Origin of the sequence: Pseudomonas lundensis (genome assembly GCF_015377145.2) — a bacterium.
GTDB lineage: Bacteria > Pseudomonadota > Gammaproteobacteria > Pseudomonadales > Pseudomonadaceae > Aquipseudomonas > Aquipseudomonas lundensis.
On the sequence record NZ_CP062158.2, the window covers coordinates 3,577,871 to 3,591,079 of the forward strand.

A 13,209-nucleotide genomic window follows, 5' to 3' on the forward strand; every position below is an offset into this window, starting at 1 on the left:
CCTCAACAAAAACGAGGCAGCCACCACAGAGGCAGGACGTTTACTCCAGCGTGCCAGGCTCCAGCTCCGGAAATAGCACCTCGATATAACCGAACTTGCTGAAGTCCTTGATCCGCGACGGGTACAGGCGGCCAATCAGGTGATCGCATTCATGCTGCACCACCCGTGCGTGGAACCCTTGCGCTTCGCGCACAACCGGTTCGCCTTTGGGCGTAAAGCCCTCGTAGCGGATCCGTTGGTAACGCTCCACCGCGCCGCGCAAACCCGGCACCGACAAGCACCCTTCCCACTCCTCTTCGACCTCCGGACTCAACGGCGTGATAAGCGGATTGATCAGAATGGTCTGCGGCACCGCCTCGGCATCCGGGTAACGCTCACTGTGTTCGAACCCGAAAATCACCAGTTGCAGATCCACCCCGATTTGCGGCGCAGCCAGACCGACGCCACCGGCATGTTCCATGGTTTGCAACATGTCATCGATCAATTGCCACAACTCGGGCGAGTCGAACATGTCATCCGGCACAGGTTTGGCGACCTGCAGCAGACGTTCATCGCCCATTTTCAAAATTTCACGAATCATAGTCAGGCTTCATCTGAGGGGGATGTAAGGGAATGGTCGCGGCCAAGGCCGGAAACATGTTGCTTGGGATTGGGATCGTCCGCTTCATCGAACGTTTTCTCACCCGGGTCCTTGCCTTCGGCGGACATGTGCTCGATCACTGCGTTCATTTCTGCCCCCAGTAGCAGCACGGCTGCCGAGATGTAGAAATACAACAACAGCACGATGATTGCCCCGATGCTGCCGTACATGGCGTTGTAATCAGCGAACGTCTTGACGTAAAAGGCAAACCCCAACGACGCGGCGATCCACACCACCACGGCCAATACCGAGCCCGGTGTAATGAAACGAAACTTCTGTTCGACATCGGGCATCACGTAATACATCACCGCCACGGCAACCATCATCAGCAGCACGATCACCGGCCAGCGCAGGATCGTCCACAGCGTCACCACAAATTCTTCAAGCCCGACCTGCCCCGCCAGCCAGCTCATCACTTGCGGGCCCAGCACCATCAACGCGGCGGCAGCCAGCAACATGCCCGCAAGACCGATGGTGTAAAAAATCGACAGCGGCAAACGCTTCCAGATAGGCCGCCCTTCTACCACGTCATACGCCGCGTTCATGGCGCTCATCATCAGGCGCACACCGGCCGAGGCGGTCCACAAGGCAATCACAATACCCACCGAGAGCAAACCGCCCTTGGACTGTTGTAACTGGTCGATCACCGGGTTGACCTGTTCCAGCGCCTGCGGCGGCAATACCAGTTCGGATTGCAGGCGCAGCCAGCTGAAGAAGTCCGGCAGGTGCAAAAAGCCGATCAGCGCGATCAGAAACAGAATGAACGGGAACAACGAAAACAACATTTGATAGGCCAACGCAGAGGCGTACGTCGACATCTCATCGTCAATGAATTCCTTGACCGTACGGATCAACACTTTGCCCAACGGCAGGCCATTCAAGACCGGAAATAACATAGCGTCTCCTTTCGCCGCTCAATGAGAGGGTTTACAAGCCATACAACAACTTCAGGTGGGGGTTTTACCTCAAAAGTAGTCGAGTTGGCGACTTTGGAAACAGGTCCGCGCCCAACGTGTAAAAACGGCCATCACTGGATGGCCGTCATTTATTTCTTCAGGCAAATCAATTGCCCTCAGGATCCAGCGCTGTTCAGGCTTTGTCGACGGTCTTCTTGACCGCATCCTTGGCCTTGCCCACCGCCTGCTGGCCTTCGCCTTTCACTTCCTGGGCTTTGCCTTCTGCGCGCAGTTTGTCGTTATCAGTGGCTTTGCCAACCGTTTGTTTGACATTGCCTACTGCTTCGTTCGCCATGCCTTTGATCTTATCGCCAGTGCTGCTCATGGGATTTCTCCTAGTGAAATTTCGGATGTCATTAACTCGACATTAGGATTGACCTGACGCTTTACGGAGGAGTTTCATTTATTTTCTGTGAGTCATTTCATCGCCCGGCGCAGGTTGGGCTTTATGTTTGCCCGCGAACCCCCGAGAATGCGCGACGTATTCAGGCTCAGGCGCTGAAGATCCAGAAAGACAGGAAGGTTATGAAACTCGATAAAAAGCAGGCCATTGCTCGCAGAAACCAGGCACTTGGCGGTGCAGTGATCGGCGTTAACAACGGTCACTTCGCCTCACTCAACACCAACAAGAATATTTGGTGGTTCGACATCCCGCTGGCCCGTCTGGCCGTTGGTCAGTACGAATGGGTGCACCTGCTGCTGCACACGCCGAGCACCGATGAACTGCTGCACCTGAAAGTGACCACGGCGTTTCTGCGCGAGAAACGCGAAGGCATGGTGGTACGCGCCACCCACAAGCGCACGCCGACCATGAGCCTGGAACTGAGCGCTGACAAGGATTCGTTCTTGCAGGACGTACGCCCGACCGGCACGGGCGTGAACTTCGCCCAGTTCTTGCAAAAATAACCCGTTGCACAAACGACAAAGCCCCGCATGGCGGGGCTTTGTCGTATTCGGGCAGTTACTTTTTCAGGCCAAGCTTTTTCAGTTCTTCGTCACGCAACTCGCGACGCAGGATTTTGCCCACGTTGGTCGTAGGCAATGAATCGCGGAATTCAACGATTTTCGGCGCCTTGTAAGCCGTCAGGTTGGCACGCATGTGCGCCATGACTTGCTCCTTGGTCAGCGTCATGCCCGGCTTGACCACGATGAAGACCTTGATCAACTCGCCGGTTTTCTCGTCCGGGATGCCGATGGCCGCTGATTGCAGCACGCCCGGCAGCGAGGCCATCACGTCTTCCAGTTCGTTGGGGTACACATTGAAGCCCGAGACCAGGATCATGTCTTTCTTGCGATCGACAATGCGCATGTAGCCGTCCGGCTGGATGATGGCAATGTCACCCGACTTCAACCAGCCTTCGCTGTCCATGATTTCGTCGGTGGCGTCAGGGCGCTCCCAGTACCCTTTCATGACCTGCGGGCCCTTGATGCAGAGTTCGCCCACTTCACCCAGCGGCAACTCTTCACCGGCATCGTTGATGACTTTGCACAGGGTCGACGGGACCGGAATACCGATGGTGCCGACCTGGATGTTCTGAATCGGGTTGACCGACGCCACCGGGCTGGTTTCGGTCATGCCATAGCCTTCGCAGATCGGGCAGCCAGTCACGGCTTTCCAGCGTTCGGCCACGGACAACTGCAAGGCCATGCCGCCCGACAACGTGACTTTAAGCGCGGAGAAGTCCAGCTTGCGGAATGCTTCGCTGTTGCACAGCGCCACAAACAAGGTGTTCAGGCCCACGAAACCGCTGAACTTCCATTTCGACAGTTCTTTGACCATGGCCGGCAGGTCACGAGGGTTGCTGATCAGCACGTTGTGGTTACCGATCAGCATCATCGCCATGCAGTGAAAGGTGAACGCGTAGATGTGGTAAAGCGGCAATGGCGTAATGAGGATTTCGCAACCTTCATTGAGGTTGGAGCCCATCAGCGCCTTGCACTGCAACATGTTGGCGATCAGGTTGCGATGGGTCAGCATCGCGCCTTTGGCCACGCCGGTGGTGCCACCGGTGTATTGCAGCACGGCCACATCGCTGCTCGGCGGGTTGGCATCCCTGACCGGCTGGCCGTGCCCTTTGCTCAGCACATCGTTGAACTTGATGGCATTGGGCAAGTGATAGGCCGGCACCATTTTTTTCACGTACTTGATGACGCTGTTGATCAGCACGCGCTTGAACGGAGACAGCAGGTCGGCCACTTCGGTGATGAATACGTATTTGACGGACGTTTGGGGCACGACTTTTTCGGCCAGGTGCGCCATGTTCGCCAGACACACCAGCGCCTTGGCGCCCGAGTCATTGAATTGGTGTTCCATTTCCCGCGCGGTGTACAGCGGGTTGGTGTTGACCACGATCAAGCCGGCGCGGATGGCTCCGAACACAGCGATGGGGTATTGCAGCAGATTAGGCAATTGAACAGCGATGCGATCGCCGGGTTGCAAGTCAGTGTGCTGTTGCAGATAGGCCGCAAAGGCACCCGACAATTCGTACAGTTCACCGTAGGTGATGGTTTTGCCAAGGTTGCTGAACGCCGGTTTGTCGGCGAAGCGTTGGCAAGATTGTTTCAGTACCGTCTGGATATTTGGATATTCGTCCGGATTGATTTCAGCAGCAATCCCAGCTGGGTACTTATCCTTCCAAAAGCCTTCAAACATGGAAGCCCACTCCTCAGCGACGCGAATTCTTCACCGCATTTGATGCGGTTATTATTTGTTTGATTTTTATAATTGATAACTCTGGCTTTTTACTTACCGAGAAGTCACAAAGCGCGCCGAGAGTAGCAGCTTTGCCAAAGGCCGCCTAGAGCCAAAAGTGGGCTTCAAAGTAACCAACCTGACTGTAGGACAATCCTAAGTCATCATTAGAATAAAAACTCAATATCGTTCAAACCCCTTCTATTCCGGGCCTCTCCGGGCGGAGGCGGCACGCGGGTCCTATTAATGGAGACGAATAAAAACGCCCGTTCACGTCGCGTAAACGGGCGTTTGTCGCCTGGTTGAACGAATCAGGCGATATCACGCAACTCACGGCGCAAAATCTTGCCCACCGGGGTCATGGGCAATGACTCGCGCAGCACGATTTGCTTGGGGACTTTATAACCGGTGAAGTTGTCTTTGCAGTAGGCCTTGAGTTCTTCAACCGTGACGCCGCCCTCACGTGCCACCACGAACAATTTGACCGCCTCCCCGGTGCGCTCGTCCGGGACACCGATGACCGCACAGTTCGCCACTTTCGGATGAGCCATGACGATGTCTTCGATTTCGTTGGGGTACACATTGAAACCGGACACGATGATCAGGTCTTTTTTGCGGTCCACGATGCGCACGAATCCGTCCGGGTCAATCACCGCCACATCGCCGGTTCTGAACCAGCCTTCGGCGTCGAGTACTTCCGCGGTGGCTTGCGGATTTTGCCAGTAGCCTTTCATTACCTGCGGGCCCTTGACGCACAACTCGCCTCGCTCCCCCAACCCGAGATCGACCCCGTCGTCACTGATGACTTTCATCGCAGTGCCCGGCACTGGCGTACCCACCGTGCCCAGCCGTGCCAACGAACCACACGGGTTGGCGCTGGCCACCGGCGACGTTTCGGTCAGGCCATAGCCTTCGACGATGCGGCAACCGGTGAGTTTCTCCCACCGTTCGGCCGTGGCCTTGACCAAAGCCGTACCGCCGGAGTTGGTGACTTTAAGCCCGGAGAAGTCCAGCGCCTTGAAATCCGGGTGATCCATCAACGCCACGAACAACGTGTTGAGCCCCAGAAACGCCGTGAAGCGCCAGTTGCTCAGCTCTTTGACAAACCCCTTGATGTCGCGCGGGTTGGTAATCAGTACGTTGTGGTTGCCGGTGACCATCATGCACATGCAATTCGCGGTGAAGGCATAGATATGGTAGAGCGGCAACGGCGCGATCATGATTTCGCGTCCGTCGCGCAGGATCGACTGCCCCTGGGCGTCATGCTGCGACAGGCACGCTCGCACTTGCAGCATATTGGCAACCAGATTGCCGTGGGTGAGCATCGCGCCTTTGGGCAAACCGGTGGTGCCACCGGTGTATTGCAGCACGGCAATGTCATCCAGGGTCGCGTTCAGGGCATGAAGCGGCTGACCGGCGCCACGGTGCAAAACGGTTTTGAAAGACACCGCCTGCGCCACGTTGTAGGCCGGTACCAGCTTTTTGACTTTGTCGACCACCAGGTTAGTCACCCAGCCCTTAACCGCGGGCATCATGTCGCCCATTTTGGCTTCAATCAGGTAGTCGATGTCGGTGTCTTGCAAGACTTCCTGCACCCGCTTGCCGAACATGTTCAAGTACACCAGCGCACGAATACCGGCGCTTTGGAACTGATGGCGCATTTCACGGGAGGTGTACAGCGGGTTGGTGTTGACCACCACTAACCCGGCACGTAGCGCACCGAATACCGCGATGGGGTATTGCAGGATATTGGGCATTTGCACCGCGATGCGGTCACCCGGCTTGAGGTCGGTGTGCTGCTGCAAATACCCGGCAAATGCCGCACTGTGACGCTCAAGCTCGGCATACGTGAGGGTCACCCCCAAATTGCTGAAAGCGGGCCGGTCGGCGAATTTCTTGCAGGAGCGTTCAAACACATCCACGACCGACGTAAAAGCCGTCATATCGATGTCCAGCGGTACACCGGCGGGACGTTTGTCATTCCAGAAATCAGGTTGCATTGTTTTTATCCTCTTACCTGAGCCAGTCTGGCCGCCTCTTTCATGCACTAAAAAGCGGAACCTGCGGACGTTAACAGTTCTCAAGTAGTAGGCAAATACAGCGATCTTCGCCATTTACATCTTGAATTGTTTTGCTGCGACGCCGCCGGTTGAGTGGCCAGCGCGCAAATGCGCTATACACTGCTACGACTCGCGAGGAAGGACTCACCATGACCACGGACAGTTTTTGGCTGGATGCAAATGACCGCACCGGTCTTTTCGTCAATCGCTGGCTGCCCGCTGGCGCAGCGAAAGCCATTGTGTTGCTGGCCCATGGCATGGCGGAACATGGCGGGCGCTATGCACGGCTGGGGGACGCCCTGTGCAGTGCCGGTTTTGGGTTGTACGCCCACGATCAGCGTGGCCACGGCAAGACCGCCGAACGCGGCACGCCGGGCTATTTTGCCGATCACGACGGCTGGTGTGCCGTGGTCAGCGACGTGGCCACCCTGCAACAGCACATCAATCAGGCACATCCCGGTGTTCCGGTGTTTTTGCTGGGGCACAGCATGGGCAGTTACGTCGCTCAATCTTATTTGCTGCACCACAGCGCCAGCCTGCACGGCGCGATCCTCAGTGCGTCGAACTTCCAGCCGGCCATGCTCTACCGCGCGGCCAGCCTGATTGCCCGCTTTGAACGCTGGCGCCAGGGACCAACGGGGCGCAGTGCGCTGATCGACTGGCTGTCGTTCGGTTCATTCAACAAAGCCTTCAAGCCCAATCGCACCCGCTATGACTGGCTCAGCCGCGACCCTGCCGAGGTCGATGCCTACGCGGCAGATCCGCTGTGCGGGTTTCGCTGTACCAACCAGTTCTGGATCGATCTGTTGGGCGGTTTGCAGCAAATCAGCACACCCGCGAACCTGTCGCAGATCGACGCGAGCCTGCCAATACTGATCATTGGCGGGGAATGTGATCCGGTCAGTGCAGGCAAGCGTCTCACTGACTTGGCCAATGCCTTGCGCCAGTCGGGCAATCAGTCGGTACAACTGAAGGTGTACCCCCAGGCGCGGCACGAACTGTTTAATGAAACCAATCGCGATGCGGTGATGGCCGACGTGATTGCCTGGCTCGAACAGGCACTGACTCACCCACGACCCGCGCGCAGCGAATGAACACCCAGCATCATTAAAAAAGTTATTAGAATCAAAAACTTGCAATTAAAACCGGCACAGGACATGCGCTCGATGACTCAAGTTACCAACACCCCGTACGAAGCTCTCGAAGTCGGCCAGACGGCCAGTTACAGCAAAACTGTGGAAGAGCGTGACATTCAACTGTTTGCGGCCATGTCCGGCGACCACAACCCGGTCCACCTTGACCCGGAGTTCGCCGCGGCAACCATGTTCAAGGAGCGCATTGCGCACGGCATGTTCAGCGGCGCCCTGATCAGCGCAGCCGTCGCCTGCGAGTTGCCCGGCCCCGGCACCATTTACATCGGTCAGCAAATGAGCTTCCAAAAACCGGTGAAGATTGGCGACACCCTGACCGTACGCTTGGAAATCCTGGAAAAACTGCCAAAATTTCGCGTCCGTATTGCCACCCGCGTATTCAATCAGCGCGACGAACTGGTGGTGGACGGTGAGGCCGAAATCCTCGCCCCGCGCAAGCAACAGACCGTCACCCTGCCCACCTTGCCCGCCATCAGCATTGGCTGAATGACACGCATAAAAAAACGCCGGATAACCGGCGTTTTTTCATTTCAGCCTGTACTTAAGACTGAGCACGCGCCTGATTGCGCAGCGCTTTCACCTGATCGTGATTGCGTTGTACGCCGTGATACTGGCGCTCTACCAGGTCACGGATACCCAGCAGGTTATGCTTGGTGATTTTCTCAAGGGCTTCTTTGTAAGCCTTCAGCGCATGGTCTTCACCGCGCTCGGCTTCGTTCAGCACGGCCTCTTCATCCTTACCAGTAAACATGGACTTCACGTCCACCCAACGGCGGTGCAAATCACCGGCAACGCTGGTGCTGGTCTCCGGATCGCCGCCAAGTTTGCGCACTTCTGCCTGAAGTTCAGCGGCGGCGGTTGCGCAATCAGCGGAACGCTTGGCAAACAGGGCTTTGAGTTCAGGGTGCTTGATGTCTTCTGCACAGGTTTTGAAACCTTCCTGGCCGTCTTTGCTGGTTTCGATCAGATCGTTCAAAACTTTGATGGATTCTTTATTGATGTCAGTCATTGTTCAATTCCTTACAAGGTTGAGGATCGTGCAATAGAGATTGCATGGCCCGTGCCAGACTTTTAATTTTTATAAAATCCTTTAAAAACAATGACTTAATAATTAAATGAACTTCTGTATCCGGTTTTTTTGCATGATCTGTCAATTGGCCTGCATGCAGAATGCCTGTATTTTCCAGATCAACGTTTCACGCCAGAAAAGGCCGAACCATGAACCCCGAAAAACTCGAACTGCTGGTAACCCGCGAAATGCCGTTCGGCAAATACAAAGGCCGGCTCATTGCTGACTTGCCCGGCCAGTACCTGAACTGGTTTGCCCGCGAAGGTTTCCCCCATGGAGAGCTGGGTGGCTTGCTGGCCTTGATGCAAGAGATCGATCACAACGGGCTGTCCGATCTGCTTGACCCGTTGCGCGCCAAACACGGAAAACCCAAACCTCGCCATTGACAGAGCGCCCCCTATGCCAAGGATTGAAGACAACGCCCGCGACGAACACTTCTGGCACGCCATCGCTCAACGCTACGACGTGGCCCCCGGCCCGATCAATCTTGAGAACGGCCACTTTGGACGCATGACCCGCGGCGTCGCGCAGGACTACCAGCGTCAGGTCGACTTTATTAACCGCAGCAACTCAGTGCACGTGCGTCAGCGCTTCGACGGCACGCAAAGCCTTGAAATCCGTGCTCACTTGGCCGACGTGCTGAAGGTCGAGCCCGCCAGTATTGCCCTGACCAACCGCGCGTCGGACGCCTTGCAGTCGCTGATCCGCAACTACACAGGCTTGCAGCCCGGTGACCAGTTGCTGATCTGCGACCTCGAATACCACAGCGTCGAATACGCCATGCGCTGGGTGGCACAGCAACGCGGACTGGAGATGATTGAAATCACCCATGCCCACCCCGCCACGTACGAGAGCCTGCTCAACGGCTATCGAGAAGCCTTTACGCAACACCCGCGCATCAAACTGATGGCCCTGACCCACGTCACCCATCGCACAGGGCTGGTGATGCCGGTGCAGGCGATTATCGAATTAGCGAAAGAGCATGGGGTCGATGTCATTCTGGACGGCGCCCACGCGCTGGGGCAGATCGACTTCGACCTGCCGGGCATGGGCGTGGCATTTGCCGGTTTCAACTTGCACAAGTGGATCGGTGCGCCATTGACGCTGGGCTTTATGTACATCGACCCGCAGCGGTTGGCCGACATAGCGCCGGACATGGGCAGCCAGCACTACCCGGAACCGGACATCCGCAACCGTGCCCCATACGGGACGCCCAACATTCCGGCGTGGTTGAGCCTGCCCAAAGTGCTGCAAGAACACCTCGACCTGGGAGGTTCCAAGGCCAAGGGCGAGCGCCTCAGGGCCCTGCGCGATCTGTGGGTGCGTGAAGCGCGCACGCTGCCGGGTATCGAAGTGCTGACGCCCGACGACCCGCGCCTGTATTGCGCCATCACCTCGTTGCGCTTTACCCACCTGGACGATCAGCAGCCGATGGTCGAGCGCCTACTCAAGGACTACAACCTATTGACTGTGGCGCGTAATGGCTCGGCGTGCGGCAGTTGCATTCGCATCACCGTGGGCATGGCCACGACGCGGGATGACATCCATCAATTGATCCGGGCGTTGCGTGAGCTGGCTGTGGGCTAACAATCGCGCCTCACGGCAAAACACACAGGCAAAAAAAAGGTGCGCCGACCAAGCGCACCGAAAAACCGTAGAACACACAACACATTCGTGAAACAACCCTCAGTCCAGCAGCGCCAGCGCCTCCGCTGTGCATTCCTGGATGCGGGCCCAATCGCCGTTTTTGATCCACTCGCTGTCGAGCATCCAGCTGCCGCCTACACACATGACGTTTTTAAGCGCCATGTAACTGCGGATGTTGGCCGGGCTGACGCCCCCGGTCGGGCAAAACTTCACTTCACCGAACGGCCCGCCCAGCGCCTTGATGGCCGCAACGCCACCGCTGACCTCGGCCGGGAACAATTTGAAACGGCGATACCCCAGCCCGTAGCCTTCCATGATCCCCGAGGCATTGCTGATACCCGGCAGCAGTGGAATGTCGCTGGCCACACTGGCTTGCAACAGGTCGCGGGTGATGCCCGGCGTGACGATAAATTGCGAGCCGGCTTCTTCGGCTGCTGCCAGCATATGGCGGTCCAGGATGGTGCCAGCGCCCGTCACCAGCTCGGGGCGCTGGTCGCGCAGGATGCGAATCGCCTCCAGCCCGAACTCCGAACGCAGGGTCACTTCAAGGGCATTGAGACCGCCCGCGGCCAGCGCATCGGCCAGCGGCAAGATGTCCTGCTTACGCGCAATGGTGATGACCGGCAGGATCCGGGCCTTGGCACACAGCGCATCGATCAGGGCGACTTTCTCAGCCATCGAAACGTTCGGGGTGGTTGTTTGCATGGCAGCTGATCCTTGGCTCATGGGCACCAGTAAATCTCTAACGTAGGTTGCAGAAAGGCTCGAATCGGCAGGGCAGCAACATCATCGCCAGCCAACGCCGTGTTAAGGGTGTTCAATTTGGCCGGCCCCTGAATCGACAGCACAGTGTGCTTTGCACTGCTCAGCAGGCTGCGACTCATGCTCAGGCGCTGATGCGGCACGGTCGGGGCCAGCATCGGCCAGCAGCGGCGCTGGTTATTGAGGTCCAGTGCGCTGGCCAGATTCGGGCTGTCAGGGAACAGCGAGGCCGTGTGACCGTCATCGCCCATCCCGAGGATCAGCACGTCAATTGGCGGTAACTCGGCCAACTGGCGATCGGCCTGCTGCGCGGCCTCTTCCAGATTGGCCGCCACGTTGTACAGCCCCACGAAGCGGGCCTTGGCTGCCGGGCCTTGCAGCAGGTGTTTTTTAAGCAGGCCGGCGTTGCTGTCGGCGTGTTCAACCGGCACCCAGCGCTCATCGGCCAGGCTGACCACCACGCGCGACCAGTCGACAGGCTGTTTGATCAGGCTGTGAAAAAACGCTACCGGGCTGCGACCGCCCGACACCACCAGCGTGGCCGTGCCTTGCTGTTGAATCGCGTCGGTCAATTGCACGGCCACAGCCGCGGCCAGTTCATCGGCCAATACCGCCGGTGATGTGAAGGTGTGCGCAATGACGCCTTCAGGCAGTTTCAAATCAGATATCGCCATACCAGGACCTCCCGTCTCGGGTAATCAGGGCAATGGAACTCATCGGTCCCCAGGAGCCCGCCGCGTAAGGCTTGGGCGCATCGCCAGACTTCTTCCAGCCGGCGATCAACTGGTCGCACCATGTCCATGCCGCTTCAATTTCGTCTTTGCGCACAAACAGGTTTTGGTTACCGCGCATGACTTCCAGCAACAGACGCTCGTAAGCGTCCGGGACCCGAGCACTGTGATACGTGTCGGAAAAATTCAATTGCAATGGCCCGCTGCGCAGTTGCATGCCTTTGTCCAGGCCCTGATCTTTGGTCATCACGCGCAACGAAATGCCTTCGTCCGGTTGCAGGCGAATGATCAGCTTGTTGCCGATTTGCAGACGCTGCTCCGGGGCGAAGATGTAGTGCGAAGGTTCTTTGAAATGGATGACGATCTGCGACAGCTTTTGTGGCATGCGCTTACCGGTGCGCAGGTAAAACGGCACACCCGCCCAACGCCAGTTGCGGATATCAGCCCGCAGCGCGACGAAGGTTTCGGTGTCGCTCTGGGTGTTGGAGTTTTCTTCCTCCAGGTAGCCCGGCACCGACTGCCCTTCGCTGTAACCGGCGATGTACTGGCCGCGCACCACTTGGGTGGTGAGACCCTCCGGGGTAATCGGCGCCAGCGCCTTGAGCACTTTGACCTTCTCGTCGCGAATGCTGTCGGCCGAGAGGTCCGCAGGCGGGTCCATCGCGATCAGGCACAACAGCTGCAACAGGTGATTCTGGATCATGTCGCGCAGTTGACCGGCCTTGTCAAAGTAGCCCCAGCGCCCTTCGATCCCGACCTTCTCCGCGACGGTGATTTCCACGTGGGAGATGTAACGCTGGTTCCACTGGGTTTCAAACAGGCTGTTGGCAAAGCGCAGGGCGATCAGGTTTTGAACGGTGTCTTTGCCCAGGTAATGGTCGATGCGGTAGATGCGGTTCTCGGGGAAGAACTGCGCCACGGCGTCATTGACCTTGCGCGAGGATTCAAGGTCCGAGCCGATCGGTTTTTCAAGCACCACGCGGGTGTTTTCAGTCAGGCCAACGCGGGACAGGTTTTCGCAAATGGCCCCGTACACCGCCGCCGGGGTGGCGAAATAGGCGATCAAGCGTTGTGCGGTACCCGCCTGTTCGGCCAGCGCCACGTAATCGTCAGTCTTGAGAAAGTCCACATGCAGGTAGCTCAATCGGGCCAAAAAGCGGCCGATGGCTTGATCTTCGATTTCCTTGTCGCCCACGTACTGGCGCAACTGGCTGTCAATATGGGCCAGATGCGTGAGTGCGTCGCCCGGCTCGCGGGCCAACGCCAGAATCCGCGTGTTGTCATGCAGCAAACCGGCGCGATCCAGTTGATACAAAGCAGGGAACAATTTGCGCAACGCCAGATCGCCAAGGGCGCCAAACAAGGCAAAGGTGCACGGTTCAACCGTAATCGAAGACATGATGTTGGTTCTTTTATCAAGTTAAGCTACAAATACCTTTTTTCAAGGCATCACTCAAGGAGAAATGTAGTAATAAACACAACATTTTCTCTAAATGCAGAT

Annotated in this window: 14 protein-coding genes; 5 read left to right on the forward strand and 9 right to left on the reverse strand. The window is 57.3% G+C overall.

What is annotated here, in order from left to right; all coding sequences use genetic code 11:
• Window positions 1–40: 40 nt before the first annotated feature.
• The 3 genes from def to IF654_RS16880 form a co-directional block, all read right to left on the reverse strand.
• On the reverse strand, window positions 41–580 hold the full coding sequence (gene def, locus IF654_RS16870; RefSeq protein ID WP_047277019.1) for a peptide deformylase: 540 nt from the start codon (window positions 578–580) through the stop codon (window positions 41–43).
• A 2-nt stretch (window positions 581–582) separates the two neighbouring features.
• Window positions 583–1,536, reverse strand: coding sequence for a YihY/virulence factor BrkB family protein (locus IF654_RS16875; protein ID WP_047277021.1), 954 nt, complete (start codon window positions 1,534–1,536; stop codon window positions 583–585).
• Window positions 1,537–1,729: 193 nt separating this feature from the next.
• On the reverse strand, window positions 1,730–1,921 hold the full coding sequence (locus IF654_RS16880) for a CsbD family protein (RefSeq protein ID WP_047277023.1): 192 nt from the start codon (window positions 1,919–1,921) through the stop codon (window positions 1,730–1,732).
• Window positions 1,922–2,121: 200 nt separating this feature from the next.
• Between IF654_RS16880 and IF654_RS16885 the strand changes: the two genes are divergently transcribed.
• Complete coding sequence (locus IF654_RS16885; RefSeq protein ID WP_047277025.1) at window positions 2,122–2,502, forward strand: hypothetical protein; 381 nt, start codon at window positions 2,122–2,124, stop codon at window positions 2,500–2,502.
• A gap of 55 nt (window positions 2,503–2,557) precedes the next feature.
• Here IF654_RS16885 and fadD1 read toward each other — a convergent pair whose 3' ends face one another.
• Both fadD1 and fadD2 read right to left on the reverse strand, forming a co-directional pair.
• Window positions 2,558–4,249 carry a long-chain-fatty-acid--CoA ligase FadD1 gene (fadD1, locus tag IF654_RS16890; protein ID WP_047277026.1) on the reverse strand — a complete coding sequence of 564 codons (1,692 nt, stop codon included), beginning with the start codon at window positions 4,247–4,249 and terminating at the stop codon, window positions 2,558–2,560.
• A gap of 350 nt (window positions 4,250–4,599) precedes the next feature.
• Window positions 4,600–6,288, reverse strand: a complete 1,689-nt coding sequence (gene fadD2 / locus IF654_RS16895) for a long-chain-fatty-acid--CoA ligase FadD2 (RefSeq protein WP_047281059.1) — start codon at window positions 6,286–6,288, stop codon at window positions 4,600–4,602.
• Between the two features lie 209 nt (window positions 6,289–6,497).
• Between fadD2 and IF654_RS16900 the strand changes: the two genes are divergently transcribed.
• Together IF654_RS16900 and IF654_RS16905 are read left to right on the forward strand one after the other, a co-directional pair.
• Window positions 6,498–7,442, forward strand: coding sequence for an alpha/beta hydrolase (locus IF654_RS16900; protein ID WP_047281060.1), 945 nt, complete (start codon window positions 6,498–6,500; stop codon window positions 7,440–7,442).
• 72 nt (window positions 7,443–7,514) lie between these two features.
• Window positions 7,515–7,985: a MaoC family dehydratase gene (locus tag IF654_RS16905; protein WP_047277033.1), complete on the forward strand. Its 471-nt coding sequence runs from the start codon at window positions 7,515–7,517 to the stop codon at window positions 7,983–7,985.
• Between the two features lie 55 nt (window positions 7,986–8,040).
• Here the strand turns inward: IF654_RS16905 and IF654_RS16910 are convergent, their stop codons facing one another.
• Window positions 8,041–8,508: a ferritin-like domain-containing protein gene (locus IF654_RS16910; RefSeq protein WP_047277035.1), complete on the reverse strand. Its 468-nt coding sequence runs from the start codon at window positions 8,506–8,508 to the stop codon at window positions 8,041–8,043.
• A gap of 209 nt (window positions 8,509–8,717) precedes the next feature.
• Here IF654_RS16910 and IF654_RS16915 point away from each other — a divergent pair, with 209 nt between their 5' ends.
• Both IF654_RS16915 and IF654_RS16920 read left to right on the forward strand, forming a co-directional pair.
• On the forward strand, window positions 8,718–8,954 hold the full coding sequence (locus IF654_RS16915; RefSeq protein ID WP_047278153.1) for a DUF3820 family protein: 237 nt from the start codon (window positions 8,718–8,720) through the stop codon (window positions 8,952–8,954).
• A 13-nt stretch (window positions 8,955–8,967) separates the two neighbouring features.
• The gene (locus IF654_RS16920; RefSeq protein ID WP_194862202.1) at window positions 8,968–10,155 is read left to right on the forward strand and encodes an aminotransferase class V-fold PLP-dependent enzyme; all 1,188 of its coding nucleotides are present in this window, start codon (window positions 8,968–8,970) and stop codon (window positions 10,153–10,155) included.
• A 99-nt stretch (window positions 10,156–10,254) separates the two neighbouring features.
• Here the strand turns inward: IF654_RS16920 and IF654_RS16925 are convergent, their stop codons facing one another.
• From IF654_RS16925 to zwf, 3 genes are read right to left on the reverse strand one after another with little or no spacing between them, the layout of a single operon-like run.
• Entirely contained in the window at window positions 10,255–10,920 is a 666-nt protein-coding gene (locus IF654_RS16925) for a bifunctional 4-hydroxy-2-oxoglutarate aldolase/2-dehydro-3-deoxy-phosphogluconate aldolase (protein WP_047277040.1), read from the reverse strand.
• A gap of 17 nt (window positions 10,921–10,937) precedes the next feature.
• Window positions 10,938–11,651 carry a 6-phosphogluconolactonase gene (gene pgl / locus IF654_RS16930; protein ID WP_047277042.1) on the reverse strand — a complete coding sequence of 238 codons (714 nt, stop codon included), beginning with the start codon at window positions 11,649–11,651 and terminating at the stop codon, window positions 10,938–10,940.
• Window positions 11,638–13,107, reverse strand: coding sequence for a glucose-6-phosphate dehydrogenase (gene zwf / locus IF654_RS16935; RefSeq protein ID WP_047277044.1), 1,470 nt, complete (start codon window positions 13,105–13,107; stop codon window positions 11,638–11,640). The genes pgl and zwf overlap by 14 nt, the downstream gene beginning before the upstream one ends.
• Window positions 13,108–13,209 lie beyond the last annotated feature (102 nt).